We start from the raw sequence: 24,171 nt of genomic DNA, 5'->3' as shown, positions 1-24,171 counted from the left end.
TTCCTCTCCTTTGATAAATTCTCATAGAAAATGAAAAAATCAATGAATCATATATTTGGTAAGCTGGGATTACTATTCATCGTCTCGCTTGCTATTTTATCTTCTTGTCAGGATTCCGAATTAGAGCCTATCTCTACAGGAACGCCTGTTATCAAGAAAGTCTATCTTCTGGATACTATTTCAAGGCATAAAGACAGCACATTTGTATCAACCATTCCAGATGATAAACTGTTGGTGATTAATGGTGAAAATCTAGGAGGCATCATCAAAGTATATTTTAACGATTATGAAGCTTCATTCAATACCAATTATAACACTAACACACACTTAATTATTAGACTTCCCAAAGAAGCCCCAACTGAAGCAACGATGGCAACGGTTTCTAATAAACTTAGAATTGTAACTAGTCATGGAGAAGTATCTTATGACTTCTTATTATTGCCACCACCGCCTAATATTTATTGGATAGATAATGAAAATGCACTTCCGGGAGCAACAATTACAATACATGGAGCTAATTTTCTTTTAGTTCAAAAGGTGGTTTTTCCGGGAAATATTGAAGTAACAGACTTTAAAGCAACGAAAGAAGGAGATAAAATAGAAGTAAAAGTTCCTGCTAATTTAACCCTTTCTGGAGCACTTCAAGTAGTAACGAAGTATGGTATTTCGAAAACAGTAGCACCTTTTAATTTGAATTCAGGAGCAAGCGTATTTGCTAATTTTGATGATAAACAATGGGCAAATTGGATGTGGAATATTTTTGTAAAAAACAGCACTACAGACTATCCGGGTGCGCATGGTTCTTATGCTTATTTTGAAAAAAATACAGTAACAAAAGCAGGAGATAATGCTTGGTGGAATGCAGATGGAAGAGCTTTGTGGCTAACAACAGATTTGAGAAATCCATTAATGAGCAAAGATAGTTTAACGAATAGAGTAGAACATTTTTCATTGAAATTTGAAATTAATGTGAAGCAAGCTTGGGCATCAGGGGCATTTTTGATTAAAGCTAATGGCAAAAACTACGCTGCTCGTTATGAACCTTGGAGAGCCGCTGGAAAAGCATTCTCTACACAAGGTTGGCTAACACAAACGATTCCGTTAACGGATTTCAGAACCTCCGATGGTACTGGTACTTCAGCAACTTCAATCAGTGATATTTTGGGGGCTGATGGAAATAATGGCGGAGCTGAATTTGTTTTCTTCTTCGATAATACAACACCACAAAATAGCGATATTGATAAAATAGCAATGGCTGTTGATAACCTTCGTATCGTAAGAACAACGAATAAATAATTCACTTCACTCTCAAAAAGAAAAAATCCTTCTAGTTGCTATAGAAGGATTTTTTTTCAAACATCCTTACTTTTTCGATAATTCATCCAACTTTACTGACATAATTATGAAATGCTTTAATCCAATACTATGTTTTGGACTATCAATTCTTTTGGGTTCTTCCTGCTCAAAAACGGTAGAAGAAAATATCATTACTGTTCCTAAAGACACTACAACAGTTACCATTATTCCTCCTGTTGAGCCTAAAATTGCCAATACAGTTGGTTTTTTCTTAGACGATTGGCAAGCTAAAAATTACATAGCTCCTGCCTATACCGATTTTGCTGCACCAACGCAAGCCTTGACGACAGTAACGGTTGATGCTTCGGATATTATTGCTAAAATACCTCAACAAATCTTTGGTCATAATGCCAATACTTGGATGGGTACTTTGGTTGATCAACCTAGTTTTGTTACAGATATTACTAACCTCAAACCTAACATTATTCGTTGGCCTGCGGGCAGTGGAAGTGATGGCTACTTTTGGAATGCCTCGCCCGTTCAAGACCCTAATAATAATAGCAGACAAACACCAGCCGCCCAATACATGAAAGATTGGGGAGTACCAGACAAACACATGAATAAAGATGGTGCTTTGGTAGATGCTTTCTTTTTCTATGGACAAACAAAAGATAATTGGCGAGGTTCTCTGAGTAATTATTATGATTTGCTGAAACAGAGTAACAACAAGGGAATTATTACGATTAATTACGGTTTTGCTCGTTACGGTACAAGTGCAAATCCTGTAGCAACTGCGGCACATTTAGCTGCGGAATGGGTACGTTTTGATAATGGAAGAACACAATATTGGGAAATTGGTAACGAAAATTATGCTGATTGGGAAGCTGGCTATAGAATTGATGTAAGTAAAAATAAAGACGGACAACCTGAATTTTTAACAGGGAAATTATACGCACAGCACTTCAAAGTATATGCTGATTCTATGCGAAAAGCAGCGGCTGAAATTGGTGCGAAAATTAAAATTGGAGCTGTGATGCAAGAATCTGTCACTGAGTCTTGGCAAAATAATACGACTAAAACTTGGAATGCTATGCTGATTCCTGAAATCAATAATAAAGCTGATTTTTATATTGTTCATAATTATATTACTCCTTTCGGACAAAAATCTAATGCGGCTACTATATTAAGTTCAGCCCTGAATATTCCTGCTGTGATGATGAGTTTTGTTACGAATGAAATTACTAAAAATGGGGGAGAAGTAAAACCAATTGCCTTTACAGAATGGAATATGTGGGCGTTGGATTTAAAACAACAAGTATCGAATATAAGTGGACTTTTTGCTGTCATTGTTCAAGGAGAAGCTATTAAAAATAAATATGGTTTGGCCGCTCGTTGGGACTTGCTCAACGGTTGGGAAAATGGTAATGACCACGGACTTTTTAGCGATGGTGGCAGTGCCGACGACCCACGCTGGAATCCCCGTCCTTCGTTTTATTATATGTATTATTTCCAAAAAATGATTGGCGATAGATTGGTTTCTTCAGCCGTAACAGGAAATGGTGCCACAGCCATCAAAACCTACGCTTCAACTTATAGCTCAGGTCAGGTAAATGTTACTTTACTGAATACTTCAAGTGTTCCGCAAACGGTTGAAGTAAAAACTAAAAACTTTTTGATGGGCAACCGCTATTACTGGTATAGTTTGGAAGGAAGTAACGACAATGGCGAATTTTCAAGAAAAGTATTAGTGAACGGAAATGGCCCGAAAGGTGCTGCTGGTGGACCAACGGATTATGGTTCTTTAAAAGCACGTTCGGCACTTACTGGAACAGGTATCAAAGTAATTGTACCAGCTTATGGTTCGGTTTATATGACGGTTGATAAAAAGTAGTGAAAGGTTTTATTTATCAATAATTTAGCTTCAAAATATAAATTTTATGAAATACATTTTATTTATATTCATTTTTATGAGTTTGTCGATACAAGCACAAGTATCTATTAAAATTGATGCTACTGCCGACAAAAAAGCTATTTCTCCGTATTTATATGGTAGAAATAATTCCCTTTCAACAGACCCAGGGCAAGTCTTGAACATTAATTGGACGATGCTAAAAGATGCAGGGATAACTTTTTTTAGGGAAAGTGGCGGGAATAATTGCACAAAATACAATTGGCGAAAGAAATTGTCCTCGCATCCCGACTGGTACAATAATGTTTATGGCAATGATTGGGATGTGGCGGCGAAAGCCCTAAAAACCTACATACCAACAGCACAAGGAATGTGGGCTTTTCAACTATTAGGAAAAGCAGCTAAAACAAACAAAGCCAATTTCCCTGATTGGGATTATAACAAATCGCAATGGTGGGAGGGCGTCAATCAGAATTTAGCAGGCAGTGGTGTCCTTAATCCTACAGGTACAAAAGCAAAAGTAGAAGGGAATATTAATCAATATTTAGAAGATTGGTCTGCCGATTCTACTGTAGCAATATTAGACCACTGGTTCAAGGATTTGGCATTAGACAAAAATAAATTATTGTATTGGAACATGGATAATGAAGTAGAAATTTGGAATGGCACACACGACGACGTAATGCCAGTACAAATTTCAGCTGAAGAATTTATGCAAAAGTACTTTGAGGTAGCTAAGAAAGCTCGTGCAAAATTCCCCAATATCAAATTAGTTGGACCAGTTACAGCCAACGAATGGCAATGGTACAATTGGCCAAATGGTATTACTGTCAATGGGAAAAGCTATCCTTGGTTAGAATATTTTATCAAAAGAGTAGCCGAAGAGCAGAAAAGTTCAGGTGTCAAATTATTGGATGTGTTGGATATTCATTACTATCCGGGAAGCAACAAAGTAGATGAAGTACTACAATATCACCGAGTTTTCTTTGACAGAAATTATGTATATCCAGAAGCCAACGGCGTGAAAACTATCAATGGCGGTTACGATAATTCGCAAAATAAAGAGTATATTTTTGGCAGAGTAAACGAATGGTTAGATAAATACTTAGGAACAAATCATGGTGTAAAATTAGGCGTTACCGAATCGGGTATTAATATCACCGACCCAAACGCCATAGCTATTTGGTATGCTTCTACATTGGGTGAGTTTATGAAAAATGAAGTAGAAATATTCACACCTTGGTCTTGGCCAGTGGGAATGTGGGAAACGGTACATTTATTCAGTCGTTATAATCAGTCGTTTTCTATCAAAAGCACTTCTTCAGACGAAACACTTGTATCGGCATATCCAAGTATTAACGCAACCCAAGATTCTATAACGGTTGTGTTGGTGAATCGTTCTTCAAGCGGTTCAAAAACTACTTCTTTGAGTTTTGATAATTTCGTTTTGTCTGGTAAAACTGCCGCTGCTTTGGCTTTAAAATCATTGCCCAATACCGAAACATTTGTATCGCATACCCAAAATGCCTTGAGTAAAAGTAATGTGGGTATAGAAAACAATACTATTTCGTTGACACTTCCTGCGATGTCTATTACTTCAATAACATTGTCGGGAAAATTAGGACAATACGCTGCTGTGTTGGGTACTTCAACAGAACCAGAAAGTATCATTAAAGTTTTCCCTAATCCATTTACAAATGAATTTACGGTTGATACAGGTGTTGAGAAATTCAAACAAATCGAACTCATCGACGAAACTGGAAAGCAAATTTATACTCAATTTATACCGAACGGCGAGACTGTGATTAGCGTAAATCAAAAAGTAAAATCAGGTACTTATTTCTTAAAACTATCTAGTGAAAAAGCATTGATAGTGAAGAAAATTGTAGCCCTATGACAAATAAATACACAAGGAATTACTTTGTTTTTTAGCAATTCATGCAGGAATATTTTTACAGATATTGCTACGATTTGAATCACAACAAACCATTTATAAAATTATCCAATGAATATTAAACTATTATCCATTTTATCCTTAATAGCGATTCCGTTTGGTTCAGTTTATTCGCAACAATTATCTGAAAACATTCGCCTCAATCAAGTAGGTTTTTATCCAAATTCGCCCAAAGTGGCTGTAATTGTTAATGCTAATGCAGAGACTTTTATGGTCAAAACTGCTGATTTGAAAAATACTGTTTTAACAGGAAAATTAAGTAATGAGCGTCAGTCGGAGTTCTCAGGAAAAAGAACACAAATTGCTGATTTTTCAAGCTTGCAAAAAGACGGAAAATATGTAATTGAAATACCGACGTTGGGTATTTCTTATCCATTTGAGATTAAAGATGAAGTGCACCATGATGTAGCGAAAGCTTCCCTGAAAGCCTTTTATTTCCAAAGAGCATCTACGAAAATTCCTGAAAAGTATGCTGGAAAATGGGCAAGACCATTCGCTCATCCTGATACTAAAGTATTGATTCACGCTTCGGCAGTTTCCGATAAAAGACCCGCAGGAAAGGTTATTTCATCGCCAAAAGGTTGGTACGATGCGGGAGATTACAACAAGTATATCGTAAATTCTGGCATAACGATGGGAACGCTTTTCTCAATGTATGAAGATTTTCCAGACTATTTTCAGCATCAAGACCTGAATATTCCAGAAAGTAATAATGCTGTTCCTGATGTATTGGATGAAGCTCTATGGAATTTGCAATGGATGTTGACCATGCAAGATAGCGACGGTGGTGTTTATCATAAATTGACAAATGCCAATTTTGATGGTATGTTGATGCCAAACCACGCCAAGAAAACTCGATATGTTGTTCAGAAAAGTACTGCCGCAACATTAGATTTTGCCGCAGTAATGGCACAAGCCGCTCGTATTTTCAGACAATTTCCTAAAGAATTTCCTACTTTGGCAGATTCTTGTTTGGCAGCATCTATTCGTGCTTGGGAATGGGCAAGTAAAAACCCAACCCTGAAATACGAGCAGAATAAACTGAACGAACAGTTTTTACCGAAAATTACTACTGGTGCTTATGGCGACAATAATGTAACGGATGAATTTATTTGGGCTGCTTCCGAATTATACATTACTACTAAAGACGAAAAGTATTATCAAAGCATTGATTTCTTGCCAGTCAATAAAATGTCTGTACCTTCTTGGAATCAAGTTCGTTTGTTGGGTTATTACTCTTTAGCAAGATTTCATAATCAATTAACTGGAAAGGCGAAAGAAGATTTTCCGACCTTGAAAAGTAATTTAATAGCTTTTGCAGATACGCTTTCAAATGGTATTGAAAAACGTTCATTTCAAACTGTGATGGGCAAAACTGCTAAAGATTTTGTATGGGGAAGTACGGCAGTTGCCGCCAACCAAGGCATTGCCATGATTCAGGTTTATCAACTCACAAAAGATAAAAAGTACTTAGATTTAGCTTTAACAAACCTTGATTATATTTTAGGAAGAAACGGTACAGGATATTCTTTTTTAACCGCTTTTGGTTCAAAAACTCCTATGCACTTGCATCATCGTTTGGCAATTGCTGACGGAATTGTCGAGCCTTTACCCGGTTTTTTATCGGGTGGAACAAACGCTGGGCAACAAGATAAATGTGAAGGCTATACCACCAAAGTAGCCGATGAATGTTATTTAGATGCGGAATGTTCGTACTCAACCAATGAGATTGCCATCAATTGGAATGCTCCAATGGCGTATTTAGCTTCAGCGATTGAAGCACTCCTTAAGAAGTAACATTAACATTTCTGTAGCACAGCTTATCTTAAAAAGCTTTGCTACAGAAACAATACTTTCCATTCCCCGACGCTCCGAATCCTTTGATTTCTCCTCAAACAATTGTGAATCAAGAATAAATCAGCCCTTTAGCAAGTAAATACATACAGGATATTGCTTTGTTTTTTGGAATTTCATGCAGAAATATTTTACCGAATATTTTATAAGAGCGTAAATTAAACCTTATTGTGAATGAATATGAAAAAAAACAAAACGATTTATGCTTTCTGGGCCATTCTGCTTTTACTCTCAATCAATGTTTTCGCTCAAGAAAGTCAGAAAATTTATCTTTCAGGAACTGACAAAGACCACACCGTTCAATGGGATTTCTTTTGTAACAAAGGAATGAACAGTGGCAAATGGACAAAAATCGCAGTGCCTTCTAACTGGGAATTACAAGGCTTTGGTAAGTACAGTTATGGTACAGAAAACCGAAAAGAAGAAACCAAAGCCGACGAACAAGGATTGTACAAACATACTTTTGATGTTCCGAAAACATGGAAAAGCCAAAGAGTATTCATCGTTTTTGAAGGTTCGATGACGGATACCGAAGTGAAAATCAATGGAAAATTAGCTGGAGATGTGCATCAAGGAGGTTTTTATCAGTTTCAATATGAAGTTACGTCTTTATTGAAAACAGGTAAAAATCTATTAGAAGTAAAAGTAAATAAAGCCTCAGCCAATAAATCTATTGATGTTGCTGAACGTCACGGTGATTTTTGGGCTTTTGGTGGAATTTATCGACCAGTTTATTTAGAAGTTGTTCCGCAAAGTTTTATCGAACGTTTGGCGATTGATGCAAAAGCTGATGGTAATTTTTCTGTAGATGTTTTTACTTCAAAAACCAATGTCAATCAAAGTATTGACGTACAAGTACAAACTTTATCAGGGCAAAATGTGGGTACTTTATTCTCTTCAAAAATCAATCCTTCAGAAACAAAAACTGTCTTGAAACAAGCTTTTCAACAAGTAAAATTGTGGAATGCTGAAACGCCTAATTTGTATCAAGCAAAGATTTCACTGAAAGATGAAAAAGGAATTATTCACAGCCGTACCCAACGTTTTGGTTTCAGAAGTATTGAAGTCAGAAAGCGAGATGGTATTTATGTGAATGGGGTAAAAGTAATGCTTCGAGGTTCAAACCGCCATTCTTTTAATCCTGAAACAGGCAGAACTACCAGTAAAGAATTAAGCATCAAAGATGTGAAATTGATGCAAGAAATGAATATGAATGCCGTAAGGATGTCGCATTATCCGCCTGATATTCACTTTTTGGATGTTTGTGACTCTTTGGGTTTGTATGTAATGGACGAGCTAACGGGCTGGCAAAATAAGTACGATACCATTCCGGGTAGAAAATTAGTGAAAGAAGTAGTGATTCGAGATGTAAATCATCCTGCTATTTTGTTTTGGGACAATGGTAACGAAGGCGGTTGGAACAGAGATTTAGACAAAGATTTTGAGTTGTACGACCCACAAAAACGTCCTGTGTTTCACCCTTGGGAGCGTTTCAATGGCTTTGATTCCAAGCATTATATTACTTATAATTATTTGGCGAATGCTGTTTTGTACGATAAAGACATCATGATGCCAACCGAATTTATGCACGGTTTGTATGATGGTGGACACGGGGCAGGCTTAGAAGATTTTTGGGATTTGATGCTCAACCATCCGCATTGTTCTGGTGGTTTTTTATGGTCGTTTGTGGATGAAGCCGTAGTGAGAACGGATAAAAATGGTATTTTGGATGGTTTTGGTAACAATGCTCCTGATGGAATTTTAGGACCTCATCGTGAAAAAGAAGCCAGTTTTTATGCGATAAAAGAAATCTGGTCGCCAGTAAGAATCACTAAAAAATACTTGCCACGTACTTTTGATGGAAAATTGCCTGTAGAAAATCATTATTCTTTCACCGATTTAAATCAATGTACTTTTGAATGGCAATTGGTTTCTTTCCCAAAACCAAGCGATAAATCTTTAGCAACAATTATTAACCAAACTGGTAAACCAAGTTTTACTTCCATTCCTGCTGGCGAAACGGGTTATTTAAAATTGAATTTACCCAACAATTGGACAGATAGTGAAGCACTTTATTTAAAAGCAATTGACCCAAATGGAAAAGAGCTTTTTACTTGGTCTTGGGTGATTCCTGAAAAAGAAGAAAGTACTACGAAAGTAATTGTTTCAAAAGGTGTTAATACAAAAGTTGAAGCCAACGAAGAAAGTAATTTCCTGACGATTAAAGCCGATAATGTTACTTATATTTTTGATAAAAACACAGGTTGTTTAACCAAAGTAAATAATTCAAAATCGGATATTTCCTTATCGAATGGTCCAAGTTTGGCGGGCGTTAATCTTTCCTTAAAATCCTTTAAACATTATGCTACCACAAATGGCTATGAAGTATCTGTTAGTTATGGTGGTGATGGCGGATATTTTAATGTTTGGTGGAAATTTGTGACAAATCAGCCTGTTGAAATGTCGTATCAATATTCACAAAAAGGCGATGCAGATTTTATGGGAATTACTTTCAATTATCCAGAAAAAGAGATTACGGGCATGAAATGGCTGGGACGTGGTCCTTACAGAGTATGGAAAAACCGCATGAAAGGTTTGCAATACGGCGTTTGGCATAAAGATTATAATGATGCCATCACGGGCGAAGATTTTCAATATCCAGAATTCAAAGGTTACCATTCAGATTTGAAATGGGTAGTGATTGAAACCAAAGAAAGTGCGTTTACGGTATATGCAGAAGACGAAAATATGTTCTTGCAAATGCTTCAACCACAAAAGCCTAAAGGTGCGACGAACGATAATACCAGTCCGCCATTCCCGACTGGAAACATTGGTTTCTTGAATGCCATCAGTCCGATTGGTGCAAAATTTAATCCAGCAAATCTATACGGCCCACAAAGTCAGAAAAATATGATGCTGAATTATACGCCAATAAAAGGTAAATTGTTATTTGATTTCAAAAATAAAGCCATTGAAAACTAGTTAGAGAGTTGAGAGTGAGTGAGTTTTGAGTTAGAGAGTTGTGAATTGTGAATAGGATTACGTATTTTAAACAATGACATAAATTCTCAGATACTTCACAACTCTCTAACTCACAATTCACAATTAAAAAATAGACATGAAAAAACTCATTAATATTCTTTTTTGCAGCTTAATTTTTAGCTGTACTGGCTATAGTCAGGAAACGATTTCGACTTTAAAAGTTGATAAAAAATTAATTACGGATGCCCTTTCGCATCCAACGGCTTTTGCTGAACCTAATGATAAATCTGGAAGATTATTTGTTTGCGAGCAAGAAGGAAAAATTAAAATTATCCAAAAAGGTAAAGTATTGCCAAGCTTGTTTTTAGACATTAGCGATGAAGTAGTTAAGAAAAAAGGCTACGAAGAACGTGGATTGTTGGGCTTGGCTTTTCATCCAGATTTTGCTAAAAATGGCAAATTGTACGTGTATTGCAGTATGCCCGTTGCTGTGCCTGCCAGAGGATTAGACCATAAAACTGTAGTGCGAGAATACACCGTTTCTGCTAAAAATAAGAATACTGTTGATGAAAGTACGGCTAAAACAGTCTTGGAATTTGATGAACCACAATCGAACCATAACGGAGGAGATTTGAAATTTGGTCCAGATGGATTTTTATACATTGCCGTTGGCGATGGCGGAGGTCAAAACGATAAACACGGAGTAGCTGGTAATGCTCAAAATCTCAGTAATTTCTTAGGGAAAATCCTTAGAGTAGATGTAAAACAATTGCCTTATAGCATTCCTTCGGATAATCCATTTGTTGGAAAATCAGAAGTTCGTCCAGAGATTTATGCTTATGGTTTTAGAAATCCTTGGAGAATCAGTTTTGATAAAAAAACGGGGGAATTATTTGCAGGAGATGTGGGTCAAGATAATTATGAAGAAGTAAACCTTATCACAAAAGGCGGCAATTATGGCTGGAGAATCAGAGAAGGTTTACACGAAAAATTCCCGAATGACCCTGACCCTAAAAACTGGATTAATCCTATCTCAGAGTATCCACATTCAGATGGTTTGAGTATCACAGGCGGTTTTGTGTATAGAGGAAAACAAATTCCTGCCATAGCTGGTAAATATATTTTTGCCGATTGGACGGGGCCAGTTTGGGCATTGACCAATAATAAAAAAGAGCTGTGGGACAGAGAAAAACTTTCAATCTCGCAAGATGCTGGCAACTGGCATATCTACAGCTTTGGCGAAGACCAAGCGGGGGAAGTATATTTACTAACAGTACTTTTAGGAAGCGATAAAGGAGCTTTGTATCAGTTGGTGGCTGGTAAGTAGTTTGATGATATTTTTGGTATTTCAGGTCTTGGGCTATCCTAAGACCTGTTTTTTTTTAGAAAGTTAGGATTTGAAAGAGTACAATACAGAATTCTAGCTTCGTAACTTAGAAAACGAGCGATGTGATTTAGAAAACTTGCTTTGTGATTTAGGAAACGAGCTATGTAGTTTAGAAAACTTGCTTTGTGATTTAGAAAACAAGCGATGTAATTTAGAAATCTAGCTTTGTGACTTAGAAAACGAGCTATGTAGTTTAGAAAACTTACTTTGTGATTTAGGAAACAAGCGATGTAGTTTAGAAATGTTGCTTTGTGATTTAGGAAACAAGCGATGTAAGCGAGTCTGTTCACTAAACTGTGTCAATAAATTTTTAAGGAGAAAGTATAATCTTGTCCTAGTTCAATGTTTTGGGAGTATCGTCGCAGTAATTTTGAGACAAGAAAACAAACAAGACGATGGACAGAAAGACTTTCATACAAAAAGGAATTACAGGAACAGGTATTTTTGCAGCTTCTGCTGCTCTAGGAAATGTTATTAAAAACGATATTGACGAATTGAAAGAACTTGATATTATTGGATTTAATCATATTCCCAATACGCCTTCTAAGATTTTAGAAAATTCTGTTTTTCATAAAGCTGATTCTCGTGGACATGCCAATCATGGTTGGTTGGATAGTAACCATACTTTTAGTTTTGCCAATTATTATAATCCTGAACGTATGCACTTTGGTGTATTGAGGGTTTTGAATGACGACCGTGTGGATGCAGGAAAGGGTTTTGGAACGCATCCGCATGATAATATGGAAATTATCTCTATTCCTTTAGAAGGGAATTTAGAACATAAAGACAGCATGGGAAATGTGGCAGTCATTAAAAAGGGAGATATCCAAGTAATGAGTGCAGGTACGGGCATTTACCATTCAGAATATAATCAAAGTAAAGATGATTTGGTGAAGTTTCTACAAATTTGGGTTTTCCCAAACAGAAAGAATGTTACGCCTCGCTACGACCAAATTACGTTAGACGTAAACGACAGACATAATAATCTTCAACAAATTTTATCACCCAATCCAGATGATGCAGGAGTTTGGGTTCATCAAGATGCTTGGTTTCATTTAGGAAAATTTGATGAAGGTTTTGCCAAAACATATCAAATCAAGAAAAAAGGAAACGGCGTTTATGCTTTTGTATTGAATGGAAGTTTTGATATTGAAGGTTTTACGGTTGCTCAAAGAGATGGTTTTGGTGTTTGGGATATTGAGCATTTGCAAATAAAAGCGAATAGTCAAGATGCAGAAATCTTATTAATGGAAGTACCGATGTCGTTATGAGAAAGTTCGAAATATTAGTAATAGGAAGAAATGTTGATATTCACGAAACAGTTTTGAGATTAATCAACAAAAATGAAGATTGGCAAGCTACAGGTGCTTTAACAGATGAAGAATCGTGCAGGTTATGCAAGGAAAAAACGTATGATATGGTGTTGTTGGGAAGTGGAATAGAAGAAGAATCTGAAAATAAATTGAGGGAATACTTTCAAAGTATCAACCCTAATTTACCAATTGTTCAGCATTATGGTGGAGGAAGTGGTTTGTTATACTGCGAAATTATGCAGGTTATAGATAAGCTAAAAGCAACAAGCATTGAGAAGTGAGACAAAATCACTAATTCACTCAATCACAATTCACAATTTTACTAATCCTTTTCAATCTTAATATTCTTAGCATCAGCAGGATTCATTACACGTTTAATACCCATAAATCTTTTCTGGTAATAAGCGGCATCTAAATAATCGTAGCGAACACCACCGTTCCAAGCTGAGTGAATAAACTTAATATATTTGTCGGTTACTTCGGTAACAATTCCGACGTGACCGACTCTCTTCCCTTTGGCATTATGCCCTTTAAAGAAAATCAAATCACTAGGCTGGGCTTCAATTCTGGAAACAGAGTAACCCAATAAACTTTGTGCAGCACTACCGTGGGGTAAAATCATTCCAAAATTTTTAAAACAATAGCGGACAAAACCAGAGCAATCAAAACCTTTTTTAGTAGTTCCACCAGAGCGATACCTCAGATGAAGGTGGTCATTAGCGAAGTCGAGGAGATTATTTACTGTACCGAAAGTGAATTGATTAGACTTGTTGTGAGTCGAATCGGAAGGAGCAAATTGACCAAAAGAGGCAATACGAATTCCAACACAAAATATGGTAAATAAAGCTTTTTTCAGCATAATATTGGGTATAATGTCTGAGTTCAGTTTCTAAATTAGTTAAAAAAGTTCAAAAACGAAAACGTTTGTCTTTATTTTATCCAATTGTCGATAAGCTTTTAACTGATTTTTTAAGATTATAGTATATCAAAATTGATAATTCATCTTGAAAATGCTGACAGCTTTAGCTTTCAAAAGAGTAAAGATGGGAATAGAAGCGATTGATTTTTTTGTTATATTTACAGCATATCATCCTTTAGAAATCATGAAAGTTGACTCAACTAATAAGCCATATCTTTTCAAGAAAGTAAAAACTTATTCCGCAGAAGAAATCATAGCGGCTGGAGGAACTACTGCTTTTGGCAAGTTGACGGGTTATAATTACAAGAAATTGTATGACATAAAAGGCGAACCGCTTACAGAAGAAGAATTTCTAAAAGCCTTAAAAATGTTAAGAAAATAAAGTTTAATTATGAATCTACTCCTTGACACCAATATAATCCTACACATTACTCGTAATGATGAAGGAATAAAGTTACTGAAAGAAATAAATCCAGATGAACAGTTAATTTATGTTTCGTTTGTTAATATTGCTGAAACTCAATCCATAGCATACCAAAATAATTGGGGGAAACTAAAAACTAGCCGAATGGAAAGTTTTTTTAATGCTGTTCGGATTATTGATATAAGTGATATGCTATTATCAACTTATGTAGAAATCGACGCATTCAGTCAAAGAAATCATCCAAGTTTTCAGGAATTCCCTCATAAAACATCCAGAAATATGGGTAAAAATGACCTTTGGATTGCTGCTACAGCCTCTTTGTTAAATTTAACCCTAGTCACTACAGATGCTGACTTTGATCATCTCAATAATTACTTCCTCAAACTCTACAAACTAGAACCCAAAGACCTACGGAAATATCTTGCTAATTGAGTTGTTCTTCTGAAAGTATAAATTTCAATTTCTTTCTTGGTTACTTCTTCTAAAGTATGTAAAAAGATACTTGCTGTTTGTGTTTGCCAAGCTTGAAAAGTCTCACTAATACTTTTGTGCTGAGGAAGATATTCAATAAAACGTGAGAAATTAAAGGTAGTATCAGCAATACCAGCACCAGCACGTTCGCCATCTAAAGCATTAATTTGTTGTTCAATATGATTTGGCACAGGAACCATCATAATAGGTTTGCCCAAATACATAGCTTCGCAAACAGATTCAAAACCTGCAGTACAAACTAATCCAGCGCAATTTTGCATCATGTTCAAAAACTTGTCGGCATTTACTTGATGAAAAGTAAGATTTTCATGGCATTGCCATTCATTTGCAAACTCACGATTATTCCAAAAACAATGTACTTCCACATTTCTGTGTTCAGCATGCCAATTGATAATATCTTCCGCCAATTTATGATGGGTAATATAGGCTAGAAAATAAGGTTTAATCGTAGGTTTTAACGCTTTTACTTCTTCACGCAAAAGCGGAGGAGTAACCACAATGTGGCTAGCATTATCTTCGGGCATTTCCACAAAAGATAATGCTAGTTTTTTTGTTGAATTTAGAGAGGTAAGATGGGTATTGAGATTTAATAAAAAACGATCTATTTTTTTGTCAGGTAATGAAACAAACTGATTGTGAAGTAACAAATATTGATGTCCCACACAAACAACTGGAATATTCGGACGATGAAATTGTGCATATAATCCACAAATAATATCGTAAAAATTCACGATAACATCTGGGCGATGCGTATTTACTTCTTCCGCTAAATATTGTACGCTTTTGCGGTACTTACTGAGTTTTAGCAAATGTGTTTTGATAGTATCCCAAACTTTCACCGCTTTGGTTTGTCCATAAACTAAACTTGGCGCTGCAAAAGTATTAATCGGAGCGTTGATTTTATCCGTAAAGAAAGTCGGTAAATTACGATTATCTTCCATGCCAACCATTACAGAAACCACTTCATGCCCTGCGGCAGTCAGGATTTCAAAAAGAGAAATAGCCTGTGTTAAATGTCCACGACCTTCTCCTTGCACGACGAATAAATACTTGCTCATATTGGTTGTATGTTAAGAGATACTCATAAAAATTCCTTTGGCAGTTTTCATTGCCTCCGTATCTATTACTTCATCTGTTAATTCTTCTTCTAAATCCAGTGTGTTTTGGAGTAAATAAAGTAAATCCCAATTGCCTTGGTAGTCTTCAACCAAAGCCGTTAATGATTCTACCCAATCGCCAGAATTCATATAAGTAATGTCTTGAATCAAACGAATGTCTGGTTTGTGGATATGCCCACAAATAATGCCTTCGCAATGATTTGCTTTGGCTAATTCGATGAGTTTTTCTTCAAAATCCGAAACATAGTTTACCGCTTCCTTTACTCTTTGTTTAATTTTCTGAGAAAAAGAGTAATAAGAAAAACCTCGCCACTTACGATATTGGTTATATAGTTTGTTGATGGATAAAAGGAAATTATAACCAATATCGCCGAGGTAGGCGAGCCATTTCATTTGTGAAGTCACCGAATCAAAAATGTCTCCATGAGTAATAAAGAAGCTTTTTGAACCAGATTGTAAAATATAATCACGCTGAACGATAAAGTATTTTCCTAATTGAAAGGGAATGATTTGGTCTAAAAAATCATCATGATTTCCTCTCAAATAAATTACTTTGGTATTATGATTTTCAATCATTTTCAAGACAGCCCTGAAAAAAGCAGTATGTTTTTTCTTCCAAGAACCACCCTTTTTCAATTGCCAACCATCAATAATATCGCCATTCATAATTAAGGTTTCGCAGGAAATACTCTTCAAGAAAGCTGTTACTTCTTTAGCTTTTGAACCTTCTGAGCCTAGGTGAACATCAGAAATGATGACGGTTTTATATTGCTTTGGCGTTTTCATAATCCAAAGTTGTTATTTTACTTTAATCAGATGATTGCCAGAATATTAAAGGATTGTTAAGGATTAGTTTCTTGAAAATAAATAACCTACTCCTTTAATAGTGCGGATATAGTCTTCTCCGATTTTTTCACGAATTTTACGGATGTGTACATCAACAGTGCGTTCTGTGACGTGTATGCCTTTTCCCCAAACACTTGAAAGGATTTCGTCTCGGGTATAAACCTTATTTGGATTACTCACAAAGAACATCAACAAGTCGAATTCTTTTTTTGGTAAAGTCCATGAAGATTCTTTTACAGCAATAGAATAATTTTGGCGGTTAATGATTAAATCCTCCAAAACCACTTTTTCTTCTTCTAAAGTTTCGGCAATGTTGCGTTGGAAAACTGCTTTGATTCTGCTAATTAAAGCCCTAGGCTTTACAGGTTTGATGATATAATCGTTTGCACCAATATCAAAAGCGGCAACTTCCGAATACTCTTCTGTTCTGGCGGTCAAGAATATCAGATAAGAATTCTTCAATTCTTTAGATTGTTTGATGATTCTGCCAGCTTCAATACCATCCATAACGGGCATCATAATGTCCATCAGAATCATGTCTGGTAAGAAATCTTGAGCTACTTGAATCCCTAGAAGGCCATTTTCGGCGGTACGGATTTGAAAACCTTCTTTCTGTAGGTTGTATTCAAGTAATTCTAGAATATCTGGGTCGTCGTCAACCAATAAGATTTTCAGAGATAGGTCAATCATTTTTTATAATCTTAAAAAGTTTGATAAATTTTAACCAAACTTACTGCCCTAAGATTATCTCAGTGTTAAGCTTGAATTATGCTTTCTTTATGTTTATTATGAAACAAACATTGAAGTCATAAACCAAGTAAAATTGCGTTGAAAAACGCCTAGATAACGTCCTACTTTTTGCATGAGATAATTTGTTTTAATTTACGTCTCAAAAATAGTTTTCTAATGTAACCATATCATTAACAACACTTTACGTTTTTGTAAAAGATGCTGTTTGTATAAAAAATTAACACATCCATAATTATCTGATAATCATTGGACATTGTAATGTCTATTATTTTCGATTTCTAATATTAACGATGAAATCATGTCAGCTCAAAAACTCATATTCCTATATTCAGATTCCACTTTCACACCGTGGAAAGAAAATATTTTCGGAAGTACCATTGCTACTTTTTTGAAAGCTACACCAGATGACTACTATCCTTATGTAACACATTTTGTGGGTTTTACGACAGAATTTGCCGATTTCTTAAAGCAATTCGATGTAGTTTTTAATGTGTGTTATGGATTCGGAGAAGTCGGTCAGGCGGATATTGCTCGTTGGTTGGATAGCCATGCTATCAATCACACCGCAAGTACTTACGAAGTACAAATCTTAGCGAAAGACAAAATGAATCTTCCACAAATCTGTGAAGAAATACAAGTAAAAACGCCTCCTATTATTGAGCTTAGTGATGTCGCTTTTTTAGAGTACGAACGTTATATCGTAAAACATCGCATGGGAAGTTTGCATTTGAATATGTTGGTTTTTGATGCTTCTGAAATACCTTATCAGGCTTTAATGGAGAAGGAAGATTACATCATTCAACCTTATATTACTGGTCGTGAATTTACAGTTGGTGTAATTCCGAATGAAGACGGAACAGATTATATGGCTTTATCACCTTTAGAGATTCGTCCTGATGATAACAGAGAAGTATATATTGCAGGACAAGCCTATGGAGTAACTGAAAAAATATTGAATCCAGCAATTGAAGAAAGTATTCGTCAGGAAATTATGCAAAAGGTTTTGACTTTACACAAAACCATGAAAATAAGGGGAATGTCTAGAACAGATATTCGTATTCATAATGGGGAAATCTATGTATTGGATATTAATACAATGCCCAATTTAGATGCACGTAGTTTTTTACCAAGTATTGCCTTGAACGAAGGCATTGATTTAAAAGAACTTTTCCGTAGAATTTTATTAGTTACTAAATCAGCGTTTAGCTATGAGCTACGAGCTGTAAGTTATGAGATTTGAGCAATAAGCTTTGAGCCTTGAGCAATGAGCTTTGAGAAGTGAGTTTTGAGTTATCAGCTTTAATACTCCCTTTTAAAAGGTTTGCAGCTATAAAATCTCAAAGCTCATTGCTCAAGGCTCGCAGCTAATAGCTCACCGCTAATTTACAATTTCTTTACAATCCATCAATAAAGTTTACAAAGGCTTAATTGTCAGACAACCAATAGCTTATCTTAAAAGGTAATCTTTGCGAAACCAAACTGAAATTAGATGCAAAGACGTGATTTACTTCGCCAGATGGGGCTTGTAGCTGGCGGTTTATCCATTCCGAATTTTGTAAAAGCAAAAGAGCAAACAAACACTCCGAAAAGAGTTTTAAGAGTAGCTCATATTACAGATGTACACATTGAGGAAGCCATTCCTTTGGTAAATTCTTCAAAAGGTTTTGCTAAGTGTTTGCATCATATTCAAGATGTTGTAAAACCTGATTTGATTATCAATTCTGGAGATTGTGTGATGGATGCCCATAAACACAGGAAAGGGAATGTAAAAAAACAGTGGAATTTATTCAATGATGTACTGAAAGCTGAAAACTCTTTGCCTGTTTTCCACAGTGTTGGTAACCATGATATTTGTTGCGAAGGCGATAGCCAAAGTAGCTTTGAAGATGGCAAAAAATGGGCAATGGACGAAATGGGCATGGATAAGCGTTATTATAGCTTTGATAATAAAGATTGGCATTTTGTGATGTTGGATAGTGTTCAGAAAAAGAAAGATGGTTCTTGGTACACGGCCAATGTTGATGAAGAGCAATTTGACTGGCTGAAAAAAGATCTTAAAATTTTACCAGCCAATAAACCAACGATGGTTATCTCGCATATTCCTATTTTGGCAGCTTGTGTTTTTTTTGATGGAAACAACATGAAAGAAAAAGATGGGCGTTGGGAAGTACCTGGAAGTTGGATGCACACTGATTCTAAACAATTAGCAGAACTTTTTCATGACCATAAAAATGTAAAACTTGCTGTTTCAGGACATATACATTTAAGTGACCGTGTGGATTATAATGGTGTTTCGTATTGTTGTAACGGAGCTGTTTCTGGCAGATGGTGGTTTGGAAAATACCAGCATACCGAAGCGGGCTATGCAGTAATTGATTTATACGACGACGGTTCGTTTACTAATAATTATGTGAGCTATTAGTTGTAGTTGTGAGTTAGTGAATTGTGAGTTATGGAGTTAGTTAATTAATGATTATTTTTGAAGTAAGTAGTAATATAAACTCTAAATAAGAATTAGTGATTTACCTATTCACTAACTCACAATTCACAACTCACTCATTCACTAACTACTTCAAATATCCATATTCAATAGCAAGTTTGATGAGTCCTGCTACGTTTTTTACTTCAAATTTTGCTAATAAATTACTTCTGTGTGTTTCTACGGTTTTGTCGCTGATGAAAAGCGTTGTGGCAATTTCTTTCGTCGTTAAACCTTTTCCGATAAGGTCAAGTATTTCTCTTTCTCTTCTTGTAAAACGAATCTGATAAAGGCTTTTTTCTTGTTGTTTTTGTCGTGTCAATCCCCTCATGATGATGTTCATCACTTCTTCACTTTGATAAGTATTGCCTTCATAAACCGTTCTAATGGCTTTTTGTAATTCTTCCGTACCAGTATTTTTCAAAATATAGCCTGAAGAACCATTTTTAATCATTTTCGTGATAAAGCTTTCATCATTATACATCGACATCGCCAATACTTTTACAGTTGGATAATTGTCTGAAATATACTTACAGACATCCAAACCACTGTCTTCGCCAAGGTTGATGTCTAGCAGCATAACATCAATGCTATTTGCTGCTAAAAAAATCTTAACTTGTTCAGCCGTTTTGCATTCACCAACTACTTCAAAATCTGAAATAGGCGATAACAATGAAGCTACTCCCTCCGTGAAAATTTTATGGTCATCAACTAATAAAATGCGTATCATTACGTGATTAATATTTGGCAAATGTATATTTATACTAATATGAAGAACCTTCTTTTATCTCCTAAAATAACAATATTATTTTTGCTTCTCAAGGTTTCTATTGCAATTTCCCAAGATGAGTACCCTAGTTTAAGTAAAAACTATACTAAAACTCAATTAGACCAACTGCTACAAAAATATCAAAACAAAAAAGATACGCTTGGGCTAGCCTATACTTATTGGAGTTATGCCAAAAGTGAAGAGAAACAGTACGGACTCAATTATTCTCCGCTGACGAACCTCCGTAAAAGTATGGAGTGTTTTTTAATAATGAAAGATTCCGCTAATTTTTACAATATTCGAGGTGCTTTGGGTTCTTACTTTATGGATAGACCTTTTATCAAAGAATATGCAAAAGAATACATTACAAGTGCTGTTGATTATTTCAGAGTAAAAAATCAACCAATTAGTGAAATTGGGCATTTAGTGAATTTAGCCAATATTGATATTCATGAGAATAATTTTAAAAACGTAAAAGAAATTCTCGATAGGGTTGAAATGCTTAACAAAAAAGTAAAAGATGAGGCTTACGAAGGAAGGCTTCATTCTTCTTATTCAGATTATTATTATCGTATTGCAAACTACGACGAGTCATTGAAGCATGCCGAAATAAGTTATAGAATAGGTAAAAAATTACAAATTGACTGGTTGGAGGCTCTTTCACTGTATATAAAATCTAAATGCTTAGATGCTCTTGATAATCAAGAAGAAAGGTTGCAGGCCTTATTGGAAAGTCAAAAAATTGTTGAAAGCAATAGCATTTTGTTACAATTACAAAAGGAAGTGTATTATGAAACACAAAACTATTACTTCAAACAAAAGAATTTTCAGAAGGCTTATGACTTTATGAATAAAGCCAGAAAAACCACTGAAGAAATCTATTTTTCTAAAATGGAAAGCGATGTTCGTGCTTTTAGCGAATATAATTTACTGGAAAAACAGCGCATGGTGGTTTCTAAAATTGCTTTAGAAAAGAAACTCGCCGACATAGAATTAGACAAACTTTTGATTCGCCAACAAATGTATATTGTCTTAATTATTTTGGCGATTCTATTGATTGGCGTGCTGACTTACGCCTATTTTAGCCGACAAAGGTTTAATCGTTTGGATGCCGAGAAAGTAAAGAAAAATATTCAAATCGAAACACTTCGTGCTTTGATTAACGGACAAGAAATAGAAAGACTGCGTATTTCGCAAGAACTTCATGATGGCTTAGGGACTTTATTATCCAGAATTAAATTCCAGACAGAAAATATCAATACTTCTAAAGACCAAATTGCGGAAATGATAGATGATGCCTGTGCAGAAGTACGTATTATTTCAAGTAATTTACAACCAAATGCACTGACCCAATTTGGTTTAATTCGTTCGATTGATGATTTGATTTTAAAACAAAACAGTACTTCGCCGAATATTATCTTTCAACATTTTGGGAAAGAATTCGATATTTCGCCTGAAAGTAGCTTAATGATTTTTAGGATTATTCAAGAATTGATGACGAATGCCCTCAAACATGCTGATGCTTCTGAAATCCTGATTCAGCTTGTTTATCAAGAAGAGAGAACCCTGACCATTACCGTTGAAGACGACGGAAAAGGTTTCGACGATAACAATGTACAACCAGAGAATAATGGATGGAATAATATTCGTTCAAGAGTAAATTATTTGCATGGCATTATTACTTTACATTCAGAACCTACGGCTGGAACTTCTGTAACGATTTCAATTCCTTTTGTTTGATGTCTGTTTTAAGTTTTATCATCATTACACAAAGTAGCACGAGTTTCCAACTCGTGTTTTTTATGTTATATATTTATTTTTATTACGGATTGGAAATCCGTGTTAGGGAATATATTAAAGAATATTTGAAATTCATCGTCCTCTGTTTCCCCATTCCCATTAAAAAAAAATCAAGACTCATTCAGAAATCTTGCTTTGTAACTTAGAAAACTCGCTCCGTAGATTAGAAATCTAGCCTTGTGACTCAGAAAACTCGCTCCGTAGATTAGAAATCTTGCTTTGTGATTTAGAAAACACGCTTCGTAGATTAGAAATCTTGCTTTGTAATTTAGAAAACTCGCTTTGTGACTTAGAAAACGAGCGATGTAGTTTAGTGAACACTCCCAAACACTCCCATGTAGAGAGGAACATTGTTTTATGCGTTCCAAATTTCCCAAGCTTTTTCTGCTTGTCCATGAAGCATTTCTAAACCGAAATGAACACCTTTTGCCCCATTTTCAAGTCCTTTTTTTAAGAAAGTGGTCTCCAAAGGATTATAGACGATGTCATACAACAAATGTTTATCCGTCAATAATTGATAAGGTATTGCTGGAAAGTTTTCTATTTTAGGATACATTCCTAAAGGAGTCGTATTCACAATAAAAAGATGTTCATTCATTACTTCTTCAGTTAATTCTTCATAAGTAATGGTGTCTTCTTCTTTAGTTCTTGATACATATTGTGTGGCTAAACCTAAATCTTGCAAAGCTTGAATAATTGCTTTTGCTGCGCCACCTTTTCCTAACACTAAAGCTTTCTGAGGTAAGATTTCTTGAAAGTCCGCCCACTTTTCTAAAGTCCATCTAAAACCCCAATAATCAGTATTGAAACCTTTGGTAGAGCCATCAGGCATAATTTTGATGGTATTAACTGCACCGATTTTTAAAGCGGCTTCATCTACTGCATCCAAAAAAGGAATAACGTTTTGTTTATGGGGAATGGTGACGTTCAAACCTTTCAGTGCTAGACTATTATTTTTTAATAAAGCAGGAAAATCTTGAATGTTTTCTAATTCAAATTTTTCATAAGTATGGGTGTCGGCAATGCCTAATTGTTGGAATTTTTCAGTGAAGTATCCTTTAGAAAATGAATGTCCAAGCGGATAGCCAATAAGTCCGTAAAGATTCATGTTGATTGTTTTTTGCCTTGAAGCGTACGCTATAAGCTTTGTTGAAAATTGTTATTTTTAATGTATTAATCACTAAATCACTCATTCATTCAAACGCTCAATTAATTACATCCCTTTACTTTCCATAAAAGATTGTAAAATGATTGTCGCAGAAATTTTATCAATATTTCCTTTTTCACGGCGGTCTTTTTTCGAATATCCGCTTGTAATCATGGCACTCATTGCCATCGACGAAGTAAAACGTTCGTCATGTAAATGAATGGGCATATCAGGAAATGCTTTTTTCAGACCTTTTACAAAGCCTTTTACTTGTGGTGTATTGTTGGTGTCTTCTCCATCTAAGTTTACGGGCATTCCCACAACCATCGCTTCAACTTCTTCACGGGCAATATATGCTTTCAAAAATTCCAAAACATCTTTGCTATGAATAGTATCTAAAGCAGAAGCAATAATTTTTAAAGGGTCGGTTACTGCCAAACCTACTCTTTTACTGCCATAGTCTATGGCTAAAATTCTTCCCATTGTATTTGAATTACCTCAGCAATTGCCCTTTTAAACATTCGAGAGAAAGAAATTGAATTGAAAAAATCTTTCTTCAGAATAGTAGAGCTAGGGTTGAAGTATTTTTGATTTATTATCTTACAAAGTTACATCATTTTATTGGGCAAATATTTTCCGAATGAATTCATCGTTATTAAAAAACCTATTCCTGCTGAAAAAGGTAGAACATTATATGCTTTTTAAGAATTTATTGGTATTTTGTTGTTAAAA

General features: G+C 35.3%; 20 protein-coding genes. 13 read left to right on the top strand and 7 right to left on the bottom strand.

The window, feature by feature from the left end:
- Positions 1 to 42 precede the first annotated feature (42 nt).
- From VB798_RS06580 to VB798_RS06545, 8 genes are all read left to right on the top strand, one after another.
- Positions 43 to 1,296 carry a glycan-binding surface protein gene (locus tag VB798_RS06580; protein WP_323257196.1) on the top strand — a complete coding sequence of 418 codons (1,254 nt, stop codon included), beginning with the start codon at positions 43 to 45 and terminating at the stop codon, positions 1,294 to 1,296.
- 106 nt (positions 1,297 to 1,402) lie between these two features.
- Positions 1,403 to 3,187: a hypothetical protein gene (locus VB798_RS06575; protein WP_323257194.1), complete on the top strand. Its 1,785-nt coding sequence runs from the start codon at positions 1,403 to 1,405 to the stop codon at positions 3,185 to 3,187.
- Between the two features lie 46 nt (positions 3,188 to 3,233).
- Positions 3,234 to 5,102, top strand: coding sequence for a glycoside hydrolase family 44 protein (locus VB798_RS06570; RefSeq protein ID WP_323257192.1), 1,869 nt, complete (start codon positions 3,234 to 3,236; stop codon positions 5,100 to 5,102).
- 108 nt (positions 5,103 to 5,210) lie between these two features.
- Positions 5,211 to 6,956 carry a glycoside hydrolase family 9 protein gene (locus VB798_RS06565; RefSeq protein ID WP_323257191.1) on the top strand — a complete coding sequence of 582 codons (1,746 nt, stop codon included), beginning with the start codon at positions 5,211 to 5,213 and terminating at the stop codon, positions 6,954 to 6,956.
- 231 nt (positions 6,957 to 7,187) lie between these two features.
- Positions 7,188 to 9,995 (top strand): glycoside hydrolase family 2 protein, encoded by a 2,808-nt coding sequence (locus tag VB798_RS06560; RefSeq protein ID WP_323257189.1) that lies wholly within the window; start codon positions 7,188 to 7,190, stop codon positions 9,993 to 9,995.
- A gap of 136 nt (positions 9,996 to 10,131) precedes the next feature.
- Positions 10,132 to 11,322 carry a PQQ-dependent sugar dehydrogenase gene (locus VB798_RS06555; RefSeq protein WP_323257187.1) on the top strand — a complete coding sequence of 397 codons (1,191 nt, stop codon included), beginning with the start codon at positions 10,132 to 10,134 and terminating at the stop codon, positions 11,320 to 11,322.
- A gap of 455 nt (positions 11,323 to 11,777) precedes the next feature.
- Entirely contained in the window at positions 11,778 to 12,653 is an 876-nt protein-coding gene (locus VB798_RS06550; protein ID WP_323257185.1) for a pirin family protein, read from the top strand.
- Positions 12,650 to 12,976 (top strand): hypothetical protein, encoded by a 327-nt coding sequence (locus VB798_RS06545; protein WP_323257183.1) that lies wholly within the window; start codon positions 12,650 to 12,652, stop codon positions 12,974 to 12,976. Before VB798_RS06550 ends, VB798_RS06545 begins: the two co-directional genes overlap by 4 nt.
- Positions 12,977 to 13,017: 41 nt before the next feature.
- Here the strand turns inward: VB798_RS06545 and VB798_RS06540 are convergent, their stop codons facing one another.
- Complete coding sequence (locus tag VB798_RS06540) at positions 13,018 to 13,554, bottom strand: C40 family peptidase (RefSeq protein ID WP_323257181.1); 537 nt, start codon at positions 13,552 to 13,554, stop codon at positions 13,018 to 13,020.
- Between the two features lie 151 nt (positions 13,555 to 13,705).
- Between VB798_RS06540 and VB798_RS06535 the strand changes: the two genes are divergently transcribed.
- The gene (locus VB798_RS06535) at positions 13,706 to 13,996 is read left to right on the top strand and encodes a hypothetical protein (protein ID WP_323257179.1); all 291 of its coding nucleotides are present in this window, start codon (positions 13,706 to 13,708) and stop codon (positions 13,994 to 13,996) included.
- A gap of 9 nt (positions 13,997 to 14,005) precedes the next feature.
- Positions 14,006 to 14,470, top strand: coding sequence for a type II toxin-antitoxin system VapC family toxin (locus VB798_RS06530; RefSeq protein WP_323257177.1), 465 nt, complete (start codon positions 14,006 to 14,008; stop codon positions 14,468 to 14,470).
- On the opposite strand, the gene VB798_RS06525 is transcribed toward VB798_RS06530, so the two are convergent.
- From VB798_RS06525 to VB798_RS06515, 3 genes are all read right to left on the bottom strand, one after another.
- Positions 14,425 to 15,588 carry a glycosyltransferase family protein gene (locus VB798_RS06525; RefSeq protein ID WP_323257175.1) on the bottom strand — a complete coding sequence of 388 codons (1,164 nt, stop codon included), beginning with the start codon at positions 15,586 to 15,588 and terminating at the stop codon, positions 14,425 to 14,427. The genes VB798_RS06530 and VB798_RS06525 overlap by 46 nt on opposite strands.
- A gap of 12 nt (positions 15,589 to 15,600) precedes the next feature.
- Complete coding sequence (locus tag VB798_RS06520; RefSeq protein WP_323257173.1) at positions 15,601 to 16,434, bottom strand: UDP-2,3-diacylglucosamine diphosphatase; 834 nt, start codon at positions 16,432 to 16,434, stop codon at positions 15,601 to 15,603.
- A gap of 63 nt (positions 16,435 to 16,497) precedes the next feature.
- Positions 16,498 to 17,184: a response regulator transcription factor gene (locus VB798_RS06515; protein ID WP_323257171.1), complete on the bottom strand. Its 687-nt coding sequence runs from the start codon at positions 17,182 to 17,184 to the stop codon at positions 16,498 to 16,500.
- 358 nt (positions 17,185 to 17,542) lie between these two features.
- On the opposite strand from VB798_RS06515, the gene VB798_RS06510 reads away from it, so the two are divergent.
- Together VB798_RS06510 and VB798_RS06505 are read left to right on the top strand one after the other, a co-directional pair.
- On the top strand, positions 17,543 to 18,484 hold the full coding sequence (locus VB798_RS06510) for an ATP-grasp domain-containing protein (RefSeq protein ID WP_323257170.1): 942 nt from the start codon (positions 17,543 to 17,545) through the stop codon (positions 18,482 to 18,484).
- Positions 18,485 to 18,733: 249 nt separating this feature from the next.
- On the top strand, positions 18,734 to 19,666 hold the full coding sequence (locus VB798_RS06505; protein WP_323257168.1) for a metallophosphoesterase family protein: 933 nt from the start codon (positions 18,734 to 18,736) through the stop codon (positions 19,664 to 19,666).
- A 145-nt stretch (positions 19,667 to 19,811) separates the two neighbouring features.
- On the opposite strand, the gene VB798_RS06500 is transcribed toward VB798_RS06505, so the two are convergent.
- Positions 19,812 to 20,453, bottom strand: a complete 642-nt coding sequence (locus tag VB798_RS06500; protein WP_323257166.1) for a response regulator — start codon at positions 20,451 to 20,453, stop codon at positions 19,812 to 19,814.
- A gap of 39 nt (positions 20,454 to 20,492) precedes the next feature.
- Between VB798_RS06500 and VB798_RS06495 the strand changes: the two genes are divergently transcribed.
- Positions 20,493 to 22,232 carry a sensor histidine kinase gene (locus VB798_RS06495; protein ID WP_323257164.1) on the top strand — a complete coding sequence of 580 codons (1,740 nt, stop codon included), beginning with the start codon at positions 20,493 to 20,495 and terminating at the stop codon, positions 22,230 to 22,232.
- Positions 22,233 to 22,647: 415 nt separating this feature from the next.
- On the opposite strand, the gene VB798_RS06490 is transcribed toward VB798_RS06495, so the two are convergent.
- Entirely contained in the window at positions 22,648 to 23,400 is a 753-nt protein-coding gene (locus VB798_RS06490) for a shikimate dehydrogenase family protein (protein WP_323257162.1), read from the bottom strand.
- Between the two features lie 105 nt (positions 23,401 to 23,505).
- Positions 23,506 to 23,922, bottom strand: a complete 417-nt coding sequence (gene ruvX, locus VB798_RS06485; RefSeq protein WP_323257160.1) for a Holliday junction resolvase RuvX — start codon at positions 23,920 to 23,922, stop codon at positions 23,506 to 23,508.
- Between the last annotated feature and the right edge of the window lie 249 nt (positions 23,923 to 24,171).

The organism is Arcicella lustrica, assembly GCF_034930985.1.
GTDB classification, from domain to species: domain Bacteria; phylum Bacteroidota; class Bacteroidia; order Cytophagales; family Spirosomataceae; genus Arcicella; species Arcicella lustrica.
This window is presented reverse-complemented; position numbering and strand designations above follow the sequence as displayed.

What these genes read in the sequence shown, in the direction of transcription:
- VB798_RS06580 (WP_323257196.1), top strand. Translation starts at nt 43, where the DNA reads ATGAATCATATATTTGGTAAGCTGGGATTACTATTCATCGTCTCGCTT.
- VB798_RS06575 (WP_323257194.1), top strand. Translation starts at nt 1,403, where the DNA reads ATGAAATGCTTTAATCCAATACTATGTTTTGGACTATCAATTCTTTTG.
- VB798_RS06570 (WP_323257192.1), top strand. Translation starts at nt 3,234, where the DNA reads ATGAAATACATTTTATTTATATTCATTTTTATGAGTTTGTCGATACAA.
- VB798_RS06565 (WP_323257191.1), top strand. Translation starts at nt 5,211, where the DNA reads ATGAATATTAAACTATTATCCATTTTATCCTTAATAGCGATTCCGTTT.
- VB798_RS06560 (WP_323257189.1), top strand. Translation starts at nt 7,188, where the DNA reads ATGAATATGAAAAAAAACAAAACGATTTATGCTTTCTGGGCCATTCTG.
- VB798_RS06555 (WP_323257187.1), top strand. Translation starts at nt 10,132, where the DNA reads ATGAAAAAACTCATTAATATTCTTTTTTGCAGCTTAATTTTTAGCTGT.
- VB798_RS06550 (WP_323257185.1), top strand. Translation starts at nt 11,778, where the DNA reads ATGGACAGAAAGACTTTCATACAAAAAGGAATTACAGGAACAGGTATT.
- VB798_RS06545 (WP_323257183.1), top strand. Translation starts at nt 12,650, where the DNA reads ATGAGAAAGTTCGAAATATTAGTAATAGGAAGAAATGTTGATATTCAC.
- VB798_RS06540 (WP_323257181.1), bottom strand. Translation starts at nt 13,554, where the DNA reads ATGCTGAAAAAAGCTTTATTTACCATATTTTGTGTTGGAATTCGTATT.
- VB798_RS06535 (WP_323257179.1), top strand. Translation starts at nt 13,706, where the DNA reads ATGCTGACAGCTTTAGCTTTCAAAAGAGTAAAGATGGGAATAGAAGCG.
- VB798_RS06530 (WP_323257177.1), top strand. Translation starts at nt 14,006, where the DNA reads ATGAATCTACTCCTTGACACCAATATAATCCTACACATTACTCGTAAT.
- VB798_RS06525 (WP_323257175.1), bottom strand. Translation starts at nt 15,588, where the DNA reads ATGAGCAAGTATTTATTCGTCGTGCAAGGAGAAGGTCGTGGACATTTA.
- VB798_RS06520 (WP_323257173.1), bottom strand. Translation starts at nt 16,434, where the DNA reads ATGAAAACGCCAAAGCAATATAAAACCGTCATCATTTCTGATGTTCAC.
- VB798_RS06515 (WP_323257171.1), bottom strand. Translation starts at nt 17,184, where the DNA reads ATGATTGACCTATCTCTGAAAATCTTATTGGTTGACGACGACCCAGAT.
- VB798_RS06510 (WP_323257170.1), top strand. Translation starts at nt 17,543, where the DNA reads ATGTCAGCTCAAAAACTCATATTCCTATATTCAGATTCCACTTTCACA.
- VB798_RS06505 (WP_323257168.1), top strand. Translation starts at nt 18,734, where the DNA reads ATGCAAAGACGTGATTTACTTCGCCAGATGGGGCTTGTAGCTGGCGGT.
- VB798_RS06500 (WP_323257166.1), bottom strand. Translation starts at nt 20,453, where the DNA reads ATGATACGCATTTTATTAGTTGATGACCATAAAATTTTCACGGAGGGA.
- VB798_RS06495 (WP_323257164.1), top strand. Translation starts at nt 20,493, where the DNA reads ATGAAGAACCTTCTTTTATCTCCTAAAATAACAATATTATTTTTGCTT.
- VB798_RS06490 (WP_323257162.1), bottom strand. Translation starts at nt 23,400, where the DNA reads ATGAATCTTTACGGACTTATTGGCTATCCGCTTGGACATTCATTTTCT.
- ruvX (WP_323257160.1), bottom strand. Translation starts at nt 23,922, where the DNA reads ATGGGAAGAATTTTAGCCATAGACTATGGCAGTAAAAGAGTAGGTTTG.